The organism is Methylobacterium persicinum (assembly GCF_022179525.1).
Classification (GTDB): Bacteria; Pseudomonadota; Alphaproteobacteria; order Rhizobiales; family Beijerinckiaceae; genus Methylobacterium; species Methylobacterium persicinum.
On sequence record NZ_BPQX01000069.1, the window covers coordinates 62,671 to 78,692 of the forward strand.

At 70.8% G+C, this 16,022-nt stretch carries 13 protein-coding genes and 1 pseudogene; 3 read left to right on the forward strand and 11 right to left on the reverse strand.

Going from position 1 to position 16,022, the window contains the following annotated elements; translation table 11 throughout:
- Nucleotides 1–195: 195 nt before the first annotated feature.
- The 3 genes from MFF22_RS23490 to argJ are packed head-to-tail and all read right to left on the reverse strand — an operon-like array spanning nt 196 to nt 2,565.
- Complete coding sequence (locus MFF22_RS23490; protein WP_238253121.1) at nt 196–600, reverse strand: (deoxy)nucleoside triphosphate pyrophosphohydrolase; 405 nt, start codon at nt 598–600, stop codon at nt 196–198.
- 13 nt (nt 601–613) lie between these two features.
- On the reverse strand, nt 614–1,321 hold the full coding sequence (locus MFF22_RS23495) for an SIMPL domain-containing protein (RefSeq protein WP_238253122.1): 708 nt from the start codon (nt 1,319–1,321) through the stop codon (nt 614–616).
- On the reverse strand, nt 1,318–2,565 hold the full coding sequence (argJ, locus tag MFF22_RS23500) for a bifunctional glutamate N-acetyltransferase/amino-acid acetyltransferase ArgJ (protein WP_238253123.1): 1,248 nt from the start codon (nt 2,563–2,565) through the stop codon (nt 1,318–1,320). The genes MFF22_RS23495 and argJ overlap by 4 nt, the downstream gene beginning before the upstream one ends.
- Nucleotides 2,566–2,881: 316 nt before the next feature.
- Between argJ and MFF22_RS23505 the strand changes: the two genes are divergently transcribed.
- Entirely contained in the window at nt 2,882–3,247 is a 366-nt protein-coding gene (locus MFF22_RS23505; protein ID WP_238253124.1) for a response regulator, read from the forward strand.
- A gap of 146 nt (nt 3,248–3,393) precedes the next feature.
- Here the strand turns inward: MFF22_RS23505 and MFF22_RS23510 are convergent, their stop codons facing one another.
- From MFF22_RS23510 to MFF22_RS23540, 7 genes are all read right to left on the reverse strand, one after another.
- Nucleotides 3,394–4,173: a TetR/AcrR family transcriptional regulator gene (locus tag MFF22_RS23510; RefSeq protein WP_238253125.1), complete on the reverse strand. Its 780-nt coding sequence runs from the start codon at nt 4,171–4,173 to the stop codon at nt 3,394–3,396.
- Nucleotides 4,174–4,250: 77 nt separating this feature from the next.
- Nucleotides 4,251–5,039, reverse strand: coding sequence for a pyrroline-5-carboxylate reductase (gene proC / locus MFF22_RS23515; protein WP_238253137.1), 789 nt, complete (start codon nt 5,037–5,039; stop codon nt 4,251–4,253).
- A gap of 29 nt (nt 5,040–5,068) precedes the next feature.
- A complete protein-coding gene (locus tag MFF22_RS23520; RefSeq protein ID WP_238253126.1) occupies nt 5,069–5,578 on the reverse strand; it encodes a type III secretion system chaperone family protein in 510 nt (169 codons plus the stop codon).
- Between the two features lie 349 nt (nt 5,579–5,927).
- The gene (locus MFF22_RS23525) at nt 5,928–6,218 is read right to left on the reverse strand and encodes an accessory factor UbiK family protein (RefSeq protein ID WP_238253127.1); all 291 of its coding nucleotides are present in this window, start codon (nt 6,216–6,218) and stop codon (nt 5,928–5,930) included.
- A gap of 191 nt (nt 6,219–6,409) precedes the next feature.
- Entirely contained in the window at nt 6,410–6,679 is a 270-nt protein-coding gene (locus MFF22_RS23530) for a hypothetical protein (RefSeq protein ID WP_238253129.1), read from the reverse strand.
- Between the two features lie 134 nt (nt 6,680–6,813).
- Complete coding sequence (locus tag MFF22_RS23535; protein WP_238253130.1) at nt 6,814–7,530, reverse strand: PhoH family protein; 717 nt, start codon at nt 7,528–7,530, stop codon at nt 6,814–6,816.
- A 493-nt stretch (nt 7,531–8,023) separates the two neighbouring features.
- Nucleotides 8,024–10,375, reverse strand: coding sequence for an ATP-dependent helicase (locus MFF22_RS23540; protein ID WP_238253131.1), 2,352 nt, complete (start codon nt 10,373–10,375; stop codon nt 8,024–8,026).
- Between the two features lie 139 nt (nt 10,376–10,514).
- Between MFF22_RS23540 and MFF22_RS23545 the strand changes: the two genes are divergently transcribed.
- Together MFF22_RS23545 and MFF22_RS23550 are read left to right on the forward strand one after the other, a co-directional pair.
- A complete protein-coding gene (locus MFF22_RS23545; protein ID WP_238253132.1) occupies nt 10,515–10,781 on the forward strand; it encodes a hypothetical protein in 267 nt (88 codons plus the stop codon).
- 93 nt (nt 10,782–10,874) lie between these two features.
- Nucleotides 10,875–14,294: an AsmA family protein gene (locus tag MFF22_RS23550; RefSeq protein ID WP_238253133.1), complete on the forward strand. Its 3,420-nt coding sequence runs from the start codon at nt 10,875–10,877 to the stop codon at nt 14,292–14,294.
- Nucleotides 14,295–14,397: 103 nt separating this feature from the next.
- Here MFF22_RS23550 and MFF22_RS23555 read toward each other — a convergent pair.
- A pseudogene (locus tag MFF22_RS23555) lies at nt 14,398–16,022 on the reverse strand (S9 family peptidase); the annotation flags it as partial.

Consider the following 16,022-nt stretch of genomic DNA (forward strand, 5'->3'; position numbering starts at 1 on the left):
TTCACGTGTTGACCTTGCCTTTCTCGCGAGTGCAGCACGGATCGTATACAATGTTGCGTTGCGATATGCTTGAAACGACGGGAGAGGGTGCGCTCGACCCAACGATTCGTCTTTAAGTCGTAACAAAAAATATTTTGCTGGATTTTCGCTGCCTGCCCCGTCGTCTTGTGAGTGCCGCGAGGCCCGGGACGGCCCCTAACCCAGCAGGTCGATCAGGAAGGGGATCAGCGGCGAGTCGGCCGGGGGCATGGCGAGGTCGCGCAGCGCCTTCGGGCGCACCCATTTCAGCGCCTGCCCCTCAAGGGACCGGGGCGTGCCTGTCCAGCGGCGGCAGACATAGAGGGGCATCAGAAGGTGAAAGTCCGGATAGGCGTGGCTCGCGAAGGTCAGCGGCGCAAGGCAGGGCTCCTCGACCGTGATGCCGAGTTCCTCGGCCAGTTCGCGGATCAGGGTCTCCTCCGGCCGCTCGCCCGGCTCCACCTTGCCACCGGGAAACTCCCACAGGCCCGCGAGCTGCTTGCCGGCGGGGCGCTCGCTCACGAGCACCCGTCCGTCCGCATCCACCAGGGCGACGGCGACGACGAGGAGAAGGCGGGGCACGCGCGCAGGTCCCTTACGGTGCGAGGGCGAAGACGGCGTTGACCGAGGCCTCGGTGTCGACCGTCCCGGACTCGACCGGCACCGGCATCGCCTTGGGAGAGGCCATCGCCATGGTGCGCATGGCGTAAGGTTGGGGCGACGCGCCGAGGGTGTTGAGAGTGCAGAGCGGACCGAGCGTCGCCCCCACGGCCTCCGCGAGGGCGGCGGCGCGGGCGCGGGCGTCCTTCGCGGCGGCGGCCTGGAGGGAGGCCATCGCCCCGTCCGGGTCCCGCAGGCCGAAGGTGAGGGAGTCGATCCGGTTCGCGCCACCCTCCACGGCCCGCCGCAGCAGGTCGCCGAGGCGGCCCATGTCCGACAGGCGAACACGCACGACGTTGCCCGCCGCGTAGCCGTCCGGTTCCTCACTGTAGCCGCCCCCCGGCCGCACTACGGTGCGGGTGGCCGGGCGCAGAGTCACCGCCGCGGTGACGATATCGGCAGGGGGGATGCCCAGGTCCCGGGCCAGCGCGGAGACGCCCGCCACGGCCTTCGACGTGGCGTCGAGGGCCGCCGCCGCGTTCGCGCCCTTGGTTTCGACGCCCACCACCACCTCGGCGAAGTCCGGCGCGCGGGTGGAGGTGGCGTGCCCGGTGACGCTGATATGCCGCTCGCACGGCGCCTCGTCCGCGGCGGCGGCCCCGGCGAGGGACACCAGGACGAGGACGAAGGGAGCCGCCCTCACGAGCGGTAATCCCCGTTGATCTCGATGTAGCCCTTGGTCAGGTCGCAGGTCCACACCCGGGCCTTGCCGGTGCCGAGACCGAGATCGACGCGGATCTCCACCTCCGGCCGGCGCATCACGTCGCTTGCCGCCTCTTCGCTGTAGGACGGATCGCGGGCGCCATCGACGGCGACACGGACATCCCCGAACCAGATCGCGAGCCGGTCCCGGTCGGCGGGCTCGCCGGCCTTGCCGACGGCCATCACCACCCGGCCCCAGTTGGCGTCCTCGCCGGCCACGGCGGTCTTCACCAGGGGCGAGTTCGCGATCGACAGGGCGATCCGGTGGGCGGAGGCGTCGCTCTCGGCGCCGCCGACCTTCACCGTCACGAACTTGCGCGCCCCCTCACCGTCGCGGGCGACGAGCTGGGCCAGCTCGATCAGCAGGTCGTCCAGCGCCGCCTTGAAGCCGGCCAGGGCCGGGTCGTCGGCCCGGGCCACCTCCGCATTGCCGGCCTTCCCCGTGGCGAACAGCATCAGCGTGTCGGAGGTCGAGGTGTCGCCGTCGACGGTCACGCAATTGAAGCTGTCGTTCGCGCCCTGGGCGAGGAGGGCCTGGGCCGCCCCCCGGGACAGGGCCGCGTCGGTGAAGACGAAGGCCAGCATCGTCGCCATGTCCGGGGCGATCATGCCCGCGCCTTTGGCGATGCCATTGATGCGCACGCTCGTGCCGCCGATGGTGGCCTCGCGGGTGGCGAGCTTCGGGAAAGTATCGGTGGTCATGATCGCCCGGGCCGCCTCGGTCCAGGCAGCGGCGCCGTCCTGCGCCCGCCCGACGCAGTCCGCCAGGACGCCCTCGAACCGCTCGGCGGGGAGAGGCTCGCCGATCACGCCGGTCGAGGCGATGTAGACCTCGTCTTCGGCGCAGCCCGCGGCCTCTGCGGCGATCTTCGCCGTCAGGGCCACCGCCTCCCGGCCGAGGCGGCCGGTGAAGGCATTGGCGTTGCCCGAATTGACGACGAGGGCCCGGGCCGAGCCGTTCGCCAAGGCATCCCGGCACCAATCGACCGGGGCGGAGGGGCATTTGGAGCGGGTGAAGACCCCCGCCGCCCGGGTGCCTGGCTCCAGGCCGACGTACAGGACGTCCGTCCGGCCGCTGTAGCGGATGCCCGCCTGCGCCGTGGCGAGGCGGATGCCGGCGACCGGCGGAAGGTCCGGGTAGGTCGTGGGGGCGAGGGGCGAAACGGGCGACGGCTTGGAAGACATCGAATCGGACACTCCGTGATCCGGCATCGGGCCGGCCGCGGCGTGGTGTTGCCCGGCGGGCCCCGCCTCCGTCAACCGATCACGGCCCGGTTGGCCACTCTCGATTGCCCATTCCCGCGCCGCCGCCGCGCCTTGCCTCCGGCGTGAGCAGAGACGACGCCGATTTCGGCATTTTCGCGGTCAGGCCCTTGCGCGCCTTTCACGACCCAGCATAGCATGCCGCATCGCAGCGCAACGTGGTGGTCTTACGCGAATGGGATCAACCGCCGTCGGACCCTCCGCACGGTTTTCGTCCGCCCCCGGAGGTTGCTACAGGGTGCAGGTGCTCGTCGTCGGGCACCACAAACGCTGGCGCGACGAGGCGGCGGCGCAAGTTCATTCGGCTGGGCTGCAGGCCACGGTCTGCGAACGGGGCATCGACGCGATGACCGTGCTCGCCCTCGGTCTCCCGGTCGACGTGATGGTCATCGATGCCGCACTGCAAGGCAGCCTGTGCTGCAGCCGCCTCGCCGTGGAGGCCCGGGCGCTGAGGCCCAACCTGCGCATCGTCTTCGCCAGCGACGACGCGGATGACGGAATCGCCGACCTGATCCCGGATACCCTCACTGTCGAGCGGGACAGGCTCAGCGGCGGCGAGATGGTTGGCACCGTGCGGGACGTGCTGGCCGGCCGCTATTCCTGACGTTCCCCGGCCGGATCCCGTTCATCCCCTCTCCCCGCCAGCGGGGAGAGGGGAAGGAGTCTTCCTCGCGGAGGCTTGCGCCCGCGGGAAGCGGATGACCCGTCCGGCCAGCCGTAAAATCTCACCTGATGGATCCGGGTCCGCCGTCACACCCTCGGCGGGTCCTCGCGCAGCCCCTCGTCCCGGTCGGAACGGGAGCGGCGGTCGAGGAGCGAGCGGCCGATGGCCCGCAGGGGGGCGGTGAGGCGCCGGACATCCTCGGCCCGTTCCATGAACCGCTCGCCGTTGCGGATCTCCTTGTCGAGCCGGGCCATCGTCCTGGCGAGGGCCGGATCCTCGTCGTCGAGCCAGACCTGCGTCACCCGCGCGAAGGCGATGACGACGCCCTGAAGCTTGAGCTGTCCGAGGGGGCCTTCGGTGTCGATCCCGGCGGCCGCCAGCATGTAGCGATGCGAGTTCAGCATCACGCCGTTGAGGGCGAGGAGGGAGAACGGGTCGCCGCGCAGGGAATAGGAGATCCGCCGAAGGGCGACCTTGTAGGGCGTCATGGCGTCGAGCCGGCGCATCAGGACGTCGAACAGCCGCTCCCGCGTCGGCTCGTCGGCGAGGTCCGAGCCGTCGGCCTCGAGCACCTTGCGATCGATGATTCGGGCCAACCCGCCGAGGACGGCACCCTTCGACGGAAACAGCTCCCTCAGTTCGCCGAGGGTCATGCCCGCCTCGCGGGCGATGTCGCTGACCTCGATGTCGTTCCAGGGCTGCTCCGCGGCCAGCCGCATCAGGGCCTCGACGGCGGCCTCACGGGGGGACAGCTTCGGCGCGGCGGGGGGCTCGTCCCGCGCCGGGGCGGCGGCGGGCGCCTCGGTGGCGGCGGCCGGAGTCGCGGCCTTGCGGGTCCGCTTGGTCGGGCCTTTTGGTTCGGTCATCGTTCGATCGCCGGTTGAAGTCGGGTGTCACCCCATTTAGGAGCCGGGCCGGCCGGTGTCAGGACCCCGCGCGGCAATCAGCCCGAAAGTTCGCCCGCCCTGCGCTTCGCCGCCGCCACCGCTCGCCGCATGAGGGGGGCGAGGCCGTCCTCCGCCATGAGAACGGACAGGGCCGCCGCGGTGGTCCCCCCGGGGGAGGTCACGGCCTGCCGCAGGGCGCCGGCCTCGGCCGGATCCGCATCGAGCAGGGCGCCCGCACCGGCCACCGTCGCCCGGGCCAGCCGCCCGGCGACATCGGGGGGCAGGCCGGCGGCGACGCCCGCCTCCGCCAGGGTCTCCACCATAAGGAAGACATAGGCCGGCCCCGAGCCGGAGACGGCCGTGACCGCGTCGACGGCGTCCTCGTCGTCGAGCCATGCCACCGTGCCTGCGGCGGACAGCAGGGCATCGGCACTGGCCCGCCCGCCGGGCGTCACCTTGTGGTTCGCGAAGGCCCCCGTGGCACCCCGGCCGATGCTCGCCGGCAGGTTCGGCATCGCCCGCACCACCGCCTGCGCCGCCGGGAGCCGCCCCCGGAGGTTGGCGACAGTCTTGCCGGCCAGAACCGAGACAAGCAGCGTCTCCGGGCCGATCAGCCGGTCCAGGTCCGGGGCCGCCGCGTCGAGCCCCTGCGGCTTGATCGCGAGGACCATCACGGCCGCCGGGGCAGGCGACTGCGGATTGAGGGCGACGCCCCGTTCGGCGCAGAGCCGCGTCATCGCCTCCGACGGGGCGGGATCGATCACCGTCGTGGCGGCGGGATCGAGGCCGGCGTCCAGCCAGCCCGCCAGCATCGCCCCGCCCATCTTCCCCGCACCCACCAGCATCAGGGAGGCGGGAAGGTCCCGGCCGACGCTCACGCCTCGCCTTCGGTCTCGAAGAGGGCGGCGTCGAGGGCCTCACGGGCATTCTTGCCCGCCCAGAGCACGAACTGGAACGCTTGGTAATAGCGCTCGCAGGCATCCACGGCACACTTCATCATCGTGGCGCATTGCGGCTGCGTCGGCACAGCACCCCCCGCCAGCAGCAGGGAGTGGCGGAACATCACCACATGGTCGCTGGACCACAGATCGAAATGGCCGATCCAAAGCTGTTCGTTGACGAGGCCGATCAGCTTCTGGATCTCGGGCCGCCGCCGCTCCGGCACCTTCAGGTCGAAGGCGCAGGCCACGTGCAACGCTTCCACGTCCTCGATCCACGTGAAGGCGACGTGATAGTCGGTCCACCGTCCCGGACTCGTGACAGACATTTCGTCGGTCTCGGCCCTGTCGAAGATCCAGTCGCGCAGCGATGCCAATCGCTCGACGACGTCGAGCGGATGCTCACTCCGGTTCGGATCGTAATAGTCGATGTGAAGCAGCGGCATGACGATCCAGGTTGACGGCGCGGATTGACTCCGTGCCGGCGCGATGACCACGTGGAGGGAGGCGCCTCGACGCCCCGAGATCGAGAATAGATTGGCCAATCAGGAAGGAAGACGTTGCGAACGACTAGGAAAGCCCCGCAGCCACTCTTCCGCCTCCCCCGAATCAGCCTCGGACCCAATATAGACCGGGCGCGACTCACGACACAAAGCCGATTGCAGGGTCGGTGAACAGGAAACGGAATCGCCGCTGCGGCTTCCTGTGTAAAACCATTTGCCCGACGAATCGTCCGATTCGCCGCGGCTCGCCCCGGCCCCCGGCCCCGCCGCAACGGGGCCGCAGGATCTGCCCTCAGACGCCCTCGCTCAGCCCGGCCACGCCGGCGGCTCCAGCCGCCGGACCGGCCTTCGCCTCCAGGGCGGCGACCCGTGCCGCAAGGGCTTCATTCTGGGTGCGGAGGGAGGTGACGAGGTCGCGCAGTACGTCCAGCTCTTCGCGGGAGGCGACGTCGAGGTCGCGGATCAGCCGTTCGGCCTGGGCGCGCACCACCGTCTCCGCTTCGCGGCGGACGCCCTGGGCGGCGCCGGCGGCATCCGTCATGAGACGGGCGAGGTCATCGAACAGGCGGTTGGAAGGGGGCATCTTGCGTCTCCCGGATCGGTCGCCGGAGGCCGCGCCGGCGGCGCGGGCTGGTCCGGGAACACGGTAGCGCCCCGACATATGAATCCCGGGGGTCGGCGGCAACGCTTGTAGGGGACGTCTCTCCCGTTTCGGACGGGATGGCGCCCCCCGCGCCAGGCGGATGCCCGGCGGCCAGGGGGCGCCGTGTCGGCTCACATGCCGTGGCGCATCATGTGGCGGCGCATCATCCGATGCTCCATGTGGCGGCGCATCATCCGGCGCTCCATGTGACGGTGCATCATCCGGCGCTCCATGCGGCGGTGCATCATCCGGCGCTCCATCGGAGTCGCCTGCACCGTCGTGGTCATCGCGTCGGGGGTGGCGATGCCGGCGGGCGAGGCCGGAACGGCCAGGGCAGGCGTCGCCAGGGCCGCGCCGAACAGAGACGCAAAGGCGGCGGCGGTCAGGGTCAGTTTCCTCACGAGGGAGACTCCAATTCTTCCGTTTGCCGGGATGGGACCCGGTTTGTCCTCCCAAAAGGGAGGATCGGGGGAGTAGTCTCGCGCCGCGGGCGGCACGGCGACCCTTTGCCGGGTCGCCGTGGGTAACGGTCAAGTCAGAGATTCGTTTCCTCGAAAGCGGCCACCCACTCGGCGCAGATGCCGGACCGCACGATGTCGGCGCGGGTGAACTCGACGACGGGGATCGGCATCATCCGGCTCTTCACCAGATGGATGACGGTCCGCAGTCCGGAGGTCTCGCGAAGGTCGGTCTGCGAGACGTCACCATTGATGATGACTTGGCAGTCATCCCCGATGCGGGTCAGGAACATCTTGATTTCATTAGTGGTGGTGTTCTGCGCCTCGTCCAGGATCACGAGGCAATCCTTGAAGGTGCGCCCCCGCATCACCTCGAACGGGACGATCTCGATATCTCCGGCCTTCAGGGCGATCTCGAAGGCGCCGGCCCCCATGCGCTCCTTCATCGCCTCGGTGAGAGGGGCGACCCAGGGGGCGATCTTTTCTTCAAGGGATCCGGGGAAGAAGCCGAGGGAGCGGCCGGCGGGGACGTTGGGTCGGGTGATCACGACCTTGCTGATGCGGCGCTGGCGGAGTTGGTCGGCCGCGCGGGTCCCTGCGATGTAGGTCTTGCCGGTGCCGGCAGGGCCGAGGACGATGACCTGAGGGGATCTGCCGAGGGCGTCGAGGTATTCGGCCTGTCGTTCCGTCAGGGGTTGGATTGGACTGAGGTGTCTCTCTTCGTCGAAGCGTGTGCGATGGAGGCGGGACGTGCGGTCTTCAACCAGTTCAAGGCGTGCGCGGCGTCTCTTCATGGATCAACACTCCAACGGGACTGGCCTATCTGGACGTGTCACTGAAACGACGTAGTCTCGGTACTCCTGCTTCTTCCAAGCATTCGACGAGCCAATTCTTGCAGCCCATCGAAGTTCCGGGGATGGGATCATTGCCTGTGGAGAGTAAACCATTTCTCCCCGGATGCGGAGCCGACGAAGCAATCAACGCACCAAATCGGTGCGCGACACACGATTGGTTGCGGGGTGTGACTCGCAGGTGACGAAAACGCCCGCGCCGACTCGGGCCGGCGGATTTCCTGCACGCCCGTGTCGCGCCGGACACGGCGCCCACGGCGGAGCCCAGCCCGGCCGGGCGATGCGTCAGGACATTAAAGGAAGAATACGCAGCGGGACCATGCGGCTCACGGGATGGCGCGGCATCCTGCACGACCTCGATCCTGTCCCGCCCCGGAGGGCGATGCCAGCCAACCTCGCCGCCCTGATACGTCCGGGCTCGATCGGCGGGACAACCTCATCCCGCCTGGACGAAGCTGTCGAGGACCATCTTTCGCCCCGCCTTGTCGAAGTCAACGGTCAGCTTGTTCCCGTCGACTCCGGCCACGGTGCCGGGGCCGAACTTGGTGTGGAAGACCCGTTGCTCGACGGCGAACGCCGAGGGCGAGCCCGTCGACTTGGCGATCAATTCACCTTCGATCTGCCGGGGCCCCGACGAGGGGGTGCCCCGCCGTCCCGGTGCCGCGCCGAAGCCGCGCCCGCCGGTATTCGCCTGTGCCCGTTGCCAGCCGGGGGTCCCGTAGCTGGAGCCGAAGGGCTGCGGGTTCCGGTCGAAGCGGGAGGCGCCGGCCGCGTAGTGGGCGGGGGCCTCGACCACATCCACCGAGGCCGGGGGCAACTCGTCGATGAAGCGCGACGGAATGGTGGAGGACCACAGGCCATGGATGCGGCGGTTGACGGCGAAGGACAGCTTCGCCCGCTTGCGTGCCCGTGTCAGCCCCACATGGGCGAGGCGGCGCTCCTCCTCCAGTCCGGCCCGGCCGCTCTCGTCCAGCGCCCGTTGGTTGGGGAACAGGCCGTCCTCCCAGCCGGGGAGGAACACCGTGTCGAATTCCAGCCCCTTGGCGGCGTGGAGGGTCATCAGCGAGACCCGCTCGGCCCCCTCGGCCTCGCTCGCCTCCATCACCAGGGAGACGTGCTCGAGGAAGGCTGCCATGTCGGGGAATTCCTCCATGGAGCGGACGAATTCCTTCAGGTTCTCCAGCCGCCCGGCGGCATCGGCGGAGCGGTCCTTCTGCCACATCTCCGTGTAGCCGGACTCCTCAAGAATCGTCTGCGCCACCTCCGAATGGGGCTGCGTCTCCACGAGGCGCGCCCACCGGGAGAAGCTCTCGGTCAGCGCCCGCAGGGTCTGGCGGACCCTGGGCTTCAGCTCGTCGGTCTCGCACAGGCGCCGAGCGGCGGTGAGCAGGGGCACCCGCTCAGCCCGACCATAGGTGTGAAGCTGCTGCAGGGTCGCATCGCCGAGGCCGCGCTTGGGCGTGTTGACGATCCGCTCGAAGGCGAGGTCGTCGCTGCCGTTCATGGTGATGCGCAGGTAGGCGAGCGCGTCGCGGATCTCGGCCCGCTCGTAGAAGCGCGGGCCGCCGATCACCCGGTAGGGCAGGCCGAGCTGCACGAACCGGTCTTCGATCTCGCGCATCTGCGCCGAGATCCGCACCAGCACCGCGATCTCCGAGAGCGGGTGCTTCTTCACCTGCAAGGATTCGATCGCCTCGGCCAGCAGCCGGGCTTCCTCCTCCGAGTCCCAGGCCCCCGTGACGGTGACGGGCTCGCCCGGCTCGTCCTCGGTGCGGAGCGTCTTGCCGAGGCGGCTCTCGTTCTTGGCGATCAGGCCCGAGGCGGCGGCGAGGATGTGGCCCGTCGAGCGGTAGTTGCGCTCCAGGCGGACCACGGTCGCGCCGGGGAAGTCGTGCTCGAAGCGCAGGATGTTGTCGACCTCGGCCCCACGCCAGCCGTAGATCGACTGGTCGTCGTCGCCGACGCAGGCCACGTTCTTGCGTTTCTGCGCCAGCAGGCGAAGCCACAGGTACTGGGCGACGTTGGTGTCCTGATACTCGTCGACGAGGATGTAGCGGAACCGGTCCTGGTAGTTCTCCAGGACGTCCTTGTTCTCCCGCCAGAGCTTGAGGCAGAGCAGCAGGAGGTCGCCGAAATCGACGGCATTGAGGGTGGCGAGGCGGGCTTGGTAGGCGGTGTAGAGCGCGCCGCCCTTGCCGAAGGCGAAGGAGGTCGCCTCGCCCGGCGGGACCTGCTCCGGCGACAGGCCACGGTTCTTCCACCCGTCGATCGTGTGGGCGAGGGAGCGGGCGGGCCAGCGCTTCTCGTCGATGTTCTGGTCGGCCAGCACCTGCTTCATCAGGCGCAGCTGATCGTCGGTGCCCAGGATCGTGAAGTCCGATTTCAGCCCGACCAGTTCGGCGTGGCGCCGGAGGATCTTGGTGCCGATGGCGTGGAACGTGCCGAGCCAGGGCATGCCCTCGCCGGCCGGGCCGATCAGCGAGCCGATCCGCAGCTTCATCTCCCGGGCGGCCTTGTTGGTGAAGGTCACCGCCAGGATGTCGAAGGGGCGGGCGCGGCCGGTGGCGATGAGATGGGCGATGCGGGTCGTCAGGACCCGCGTCTTGCCGGTTCCCGCGCCGGCGAGCACGAGGATCGGTCCCTCCGTCGTCTCGACGGCGAGGCGCTGCTCCGGGTTGAGCCCGTCGAGATAGACGTCCGAGTCCCGCCTCAGCGAGCCGAGGGCGCGGGCGGTGATGGAAGCGGAGGGGCCGTCCGCGGCGGGCAGGGCATTCGGGCGGTTCTGCATCGTCCCTCACTGGACCAAATCGCGAACGGCGTCGAGGCCGGGGCGTCCGCTGCGGCGCCTGCGCGCGTCAGGAACCTCGTGCGCGGTGGGCGCTTGACCGGGTTCATCCCACCCCGGACACCCGAAAGGCCCGAGCCTCATGCCCTCCAGAAACACCGTCGCGACGCTGGTCCTCACCGCCCTGCCGCTGGCCCTTACGGCCGCCCCCGCCCTCGCGCAGGTGCAGCAGGGCAACCCCAACGCGGCCAACGAATCCATGTCGACCATGAGCACGAACCGCTCCCTGCAGCAGGGTGGCACGACGCAGAACAACACCACGATGATGAACCTGGAGCGCAGCCAGAACGCCCCGGCCGCCCCGACGGCGCCGACGCCGATCCCCCATGCCGGTGCGCCGGGGCGCTGAGGAGACCCGTCTCGCTTCGCTCGCCCGCCCTTCATGCTATAGGCGCGGGCGAGCGGCCCGAGGGGGCATGCGGAGAGGCTTGGAACGGGAACGGTGCGTGATCTGCTGACCGCGCTGGCTGGCGCGATCGTCCTCGTCCTGATCGCGGCACTCGCCGTTCCGCCCTTCATCGACTGGAAGTCCCAGCGGACCTTCATCGACGGGGTCCTGTCGCGGTCGCTGGGGGTCTCCGTCCAGAGCGGGGGACGGATCGAAGTCCGGTTCTTGCCCTCGCCGCGCCTGCGCGTCGATGGACTGAAGGTCGGCGACCGGAACGGCCCGGTCCTCGACGCACGGTTCGTCAAGGCCGAGATCGCCCTCGCGCCCCTGCTCAAGGGTGAGGTCCGGTTCACCGAGACCCGCATCGGCCGGGCGGAGATCCGCCTGCCGCTCATCGACGGGGACGCGATCCACCTTCCCAATGGGATGCTCGACGGGCTCCGCGGCCGGGACCTCGCCATCGAGAATCTCCAGATCCAGCAGTTCTTCGTCACCACGGCGGTAATGGCCACCGGCCGGACGGATCAGCTCTACGCCCAGGACGTCCGGGTGCAGGCGCCTGCCCTCGTGGGTCCCTGGCGCATCGAGGCGACGAGCGGCGGCGTTCCCTTCCGGGCGGTGAGCGGAACGCCGGACGCGGAAGGCCGCCTTCCGGTGAAGATCTCCGGTGGCGGCGACGCAGCCCCGCTGTTCGATGTCGATGCCCGGTTCGGCCTTGCCCCCGAGGAGGAAGACCCGACGGCGAGCACCGTCCGCGCGGAGGGCAACGCCCGGCTGGTGGTCGGCCCGCCGACCCAGGCGGCCGGGGCCTACCTGCCCTTCACCCTCGCCGGCGCCTTCAAGGCGCGGGGCACGCAGGTGCGGTTCGACCAGGCGAGCCTCGAGGTCGATCCCGGCGGCAAGGCCCTGAGGCTGGAAGGCACCGGCCGGCTCGACCTTCACCAGTGGCGGGCCGGCCTGTCCCTGAAGGCGCGGCGGCTGGACCTGGATGCCTTCCTCACCGCGCCCGAGGGTCAGGCTTTCATCGGCCGGGGCATTCCCCGGGGCGGATGGGGCTTGCCGGTGATGCTCGATGCCGACATCGCCGTCGACAGCGTGGCCTTCGGGGGCGCCGAATGGACGGGCCTCGCCGTGTCGGGCACGGCGGAGCGGGGCGGAGGCCTTCTGCTCCGGCGCTTCACCGCCACCGCGCCCGGCGATGCCACCGTGACGGCGAGCGGGGAGATCGAGGGAGGGCCTCTCCGGCTCACCGGGCCGGTCTCCGTCACCGCCCCGCAATCGGATGCCCTCGGGCGCCTGCTCGGCCGGCTCGGCGTCGGAGGCCCCCTCGTCGGGCTCCTCGACGGCCGGCCCGTCGACGTCGCCGCGGACATCTCGGCCTCCTCCGGCGACCTGTCCCTGCGCAACCTGCGCGCCGGGTTCGGCACCGCCCGCGTCAGCGGGAATGCCCGCCTCATCGCCGCCGAAGCCGGGGGCCGGGGGCGGTTCGAGGCGCAGCTCCTCGCCAGCGGCATCGATGTCGCCGCCCTGCCGCCCCTGGGCACGGCCCTGTCGGGCCTGCGGGACTTCGACCTCGCCGTCACCCTCCAGGCCAGGGACGTGCGGTTCGGAACGGTCGGCTCCGGCAACGGGACCATCGCCGCCCGGATCCAGGCCGACGGCCAGCGCCTCGCCGTCGAGAGCCTCGACGTGAAGGATCTCGCGGGGGCGAGCGCGAAGCTCTCCGGCACGATCGGGGCGGATGGCGCCGGCCGCATCGCCGGGCGCCTCCAGGCCCCGGTGGCCGCGCCCCTGGTCGGCCTGCTGGAACGGGTCTGGACCGACGAGGTGCGGGCACTGCCGGACTTCCTGCGCACCTCGCCCCTCGACCTCGCCGTCGTGCTGGACCGGGGTGCCCAGGCCGGCGAGGGCCTTCGCGTCCAGGCCAAGGGTGCGGCCGGCGGCGGCGACCTCGACCTCTCGGTCCGGAGCCGCGACGGGCGCATCGTCGCGGGCAGCGCGACCCTCGCGACGCCCCGGGCGGGGACGTGGTTCGGCCGGGGCGACATTCCCGGCCTGCAGCAGCCGGGGACCCTGCACGTCATCGCCGAACCCCGGCAGGACGGGTTGTCGCTCAGCCTCTCCGGGACGATCGCCGGGGCGACCCTCGCCACCGGCCAGCCCCTCGTCCTGCCCCCCGAGAGCGCCGTACCCCAGGCGGGGCAGATCCTCGTCCGGGCGGCCGACCTCGGCCCGTTCCTGTCCGTGGCCGGCTTTCGTCCCGAACCCGGCCCCTGGCCCGCCGACCTCACGGCGACCTTCTCCGCCGACGGGGGTGATCCGCAGGCGGCGATCACGGGCCGAATCGCTGGCGCCCCCGTCGAGGCGAAGATCGCCCGGGCCGCGGACGGCACCCTGCGGGGCCGCGCAACCCTCGCCCGCCTGTCCGTGCCGCAGCTGGTGGCGACCGCGCTGGTGCCGCCAGGTGGCCGGGCGGCCCTGCCTCCCCGGCCGAACGGCACCCTCGCCCTGACCGTCGGTGCCCTCGACCTCGGCCGGGGCTTCACGGCCTCCGATGCGGCCTTCACCCTCACCCTCGATGCCGACAGCCTGACCCTCGCTGGCATGAGCGCCCGGTACGGGGGAGGGCGCCTGTCCGGGTCCGCCTCCGTCGCCCGCCGGAGCGATGCCCTCTCCGTGACCGGGGACGGGAAAGCGGACGACATCGCCCTCTCCGCCCTCACGGGTGCTCAGGCCTCAGGTGCGCAGTCCTTGGGCGGCCGCCTCTCGGCCGAGTTGCGCTTTGCCGCGGGCGCCGACACCCCGGCAGCCCTGGCCGCCAATCTCGCCGGCAGCGGGCGGCTCACCCTCAAGGATCTCAGCCTCTCGGCGATGGATCCGGGCGCCGTCGGCCGGGCCCTCGCCCAGGCCGTCGCGACGGACGACCCCCTCCGCGAGGGGTTGCTCGCGGGGCTCGTGAACCAGGAGCTCGGGAAGGCCGCCGCCCAGGCCGTGGCGCCGGTCTCGGCCCCGGCCACCATCGTCGGCGGGGTCCTGCGGGCGGGCCCCCTCGACCTCGATCTGGGCCCGGCCCGGTGGTCCGGCAATGTGACCATGGATTTTCGCGATGGCCGCCTCGAGGCCCGCGGCACCCTCTCCGGAGGGGCGGTGCCGCCGGGCTGGCCCGCGGGTATCCCCGCGGTGCTCTTCTCCCTCGGCGGGAGCGCCGCCAACCCGACGCGGAGCGTGGATGTGGCACCCCTTTCCACCGGGCTCGCCGCCTTCGTCCTCCAGCGGGAGCTGGAGAAGATCCAGCAAGGCGAGGCGGACGCCGCCGAACGCCAGCGCCGCACCGACCGGCTCGAGGCGGACAAGGCCCGGGCCGCGGCCCTCAAGGCTCAAGCCGACAAGCTCGCCGCCGAGGAGGCCGAGCGCCAAGCCCGGGACCGCCGCGGGACGCCGGCTGTGCCGGACCTCGTGCCCGCGCACCCTTGAGACCGCCGGATCGAGGATGTGTGGCCATGCGGGCAACGCGCCCGCATGGCCGTCACGACATTGCCTCAGTCCGGGCCGGGATGCCCCGGCCCGGTGCGTTTCCTCAGTCGAGCCCCACCGCCGCGAGGGCGAAGGCGTAGATCAGGGCGACTTCCTCCAGGCGGTCGAACCGGCCGGCGGCTCCCCCGTGGCCCGCTTCCATGTTGATCTTCAGCAGGATGGGGCCGCCGCCGGTCATGGTCGCCCGCAGGCGGGCGACCCATTTTGCCGGCTCCCAATAGGTCACCCGGGGGTCCGTGAGGCCGCCCAGCACCAGGATCGCCGGATAGTCCTGCGCCTTGACGTTGTCGTAGGGCGAGTAGGCGAGGATCGTCTCGAAGGCCGTCTCGCTGGCGCCGGGATTGCCCCATTCGGGCCATTCCGGCGGGGTCAGCGGAAGGTCCGCGTCCAGCATCGTGTTCAGCACGTCCACGAAGGGCACGTCGGCGACGATGCCGGCGAACAGCTCCGGGGCGAGGTTGGCCACGGCCCCCATCAGCATCCCGCCCGCCGAGCCGCCATGGGCGACGATCCGCTTCTTGCCCGTATAACCCGCCTCGATCAGCGCCCGGGCGCAGGCCACGAAATCCATGAAGGTGTTGGGCTTCTTCTCGCGCTTGCCGTCGAGGTACCAGCGCCAGCCCTTCTCCGTGCCGCCTCGGACGTGGGCGATGGCGTAGACGAACCCCCGGTCGACGAGGGACAGGAGGTTCGTCCGGAAGGCCGCGGGCATCAGCGTGCCGTAGGAGCCGTAGCCGTAGAGCAGGAGCGGCGCCGAGCCGTCGAGGGGCTGCCCCTTCCGGTGCAGGAGGGAGATCGGCACCTGCTCGCCGTCCGGCGCGGTGGCGAACAGGCGCCGGGTCACGTAGGCCGCCGGCTCGTGCCCGCTCGGCACCTCCTGGCGCTTGCGCAGGGTCCGCTCCCGGCTGCGGCAATCGTAGTCGAAGGTCTCGGCCGGGGTGGTCATGGAGGAATACACGAACCGGATCCGCGTCGTGTCGAACTCGCTGCCGGGCTGCAGGCCGAGGGAATAGGCCTCCTCGGCGAAGGCCACGGGGTGCTCATCGCCGTCCGAGAGGTCGCGGACGACGATCCGGGGCTTGGCGTTCTCGATCTCCAGACGGATCATGTGCCCCGCCAGCACGTGCAGGTGGCGGATCATCACCCCCGAACGATGGGGCACCAGATCGCGCCAGTGTTCCCGGCCGGGATTGCTCAGGGGCGCGGTGACGATCTTGAAGTCTTCGGCCCCGTCCGCGTTGGTGCGGATGAACAGGCTCTCCCCGTGGTCGTCGACCGAGTAGATCAGCAGCGGCTCGCGGGGCTGGACGAGGAGCACCGGCGCCGAGGGGGCCGACCGGTCGATGAGGCGCACCTCCGACGTCTCGTGGTCGCTCGCCGTTTCCTGGCGGTGACGGCGAGCGACCACGAGACGTCACCGCCAGGAAACGGCCCGACTGCGTCTCGCCGATATGGACGAAGTAGCCTGCATCGGGCTCGATATAGACCGTCTCGTCGGCCGCCTGCGGCTGTCCGAGGCGGTGGAACATCACCCGGGCGGGGCGGTGGTTCGCGTCGAGGGCGACATACCAGAAGCCGCTCCCGTCCGCGGTCCACACCGCCTCGCCGGACGTCGCCTCGATGAGGTCGGCGGCATCCTCGCCCGTGGCGAGGTCGCGCACCCGGATC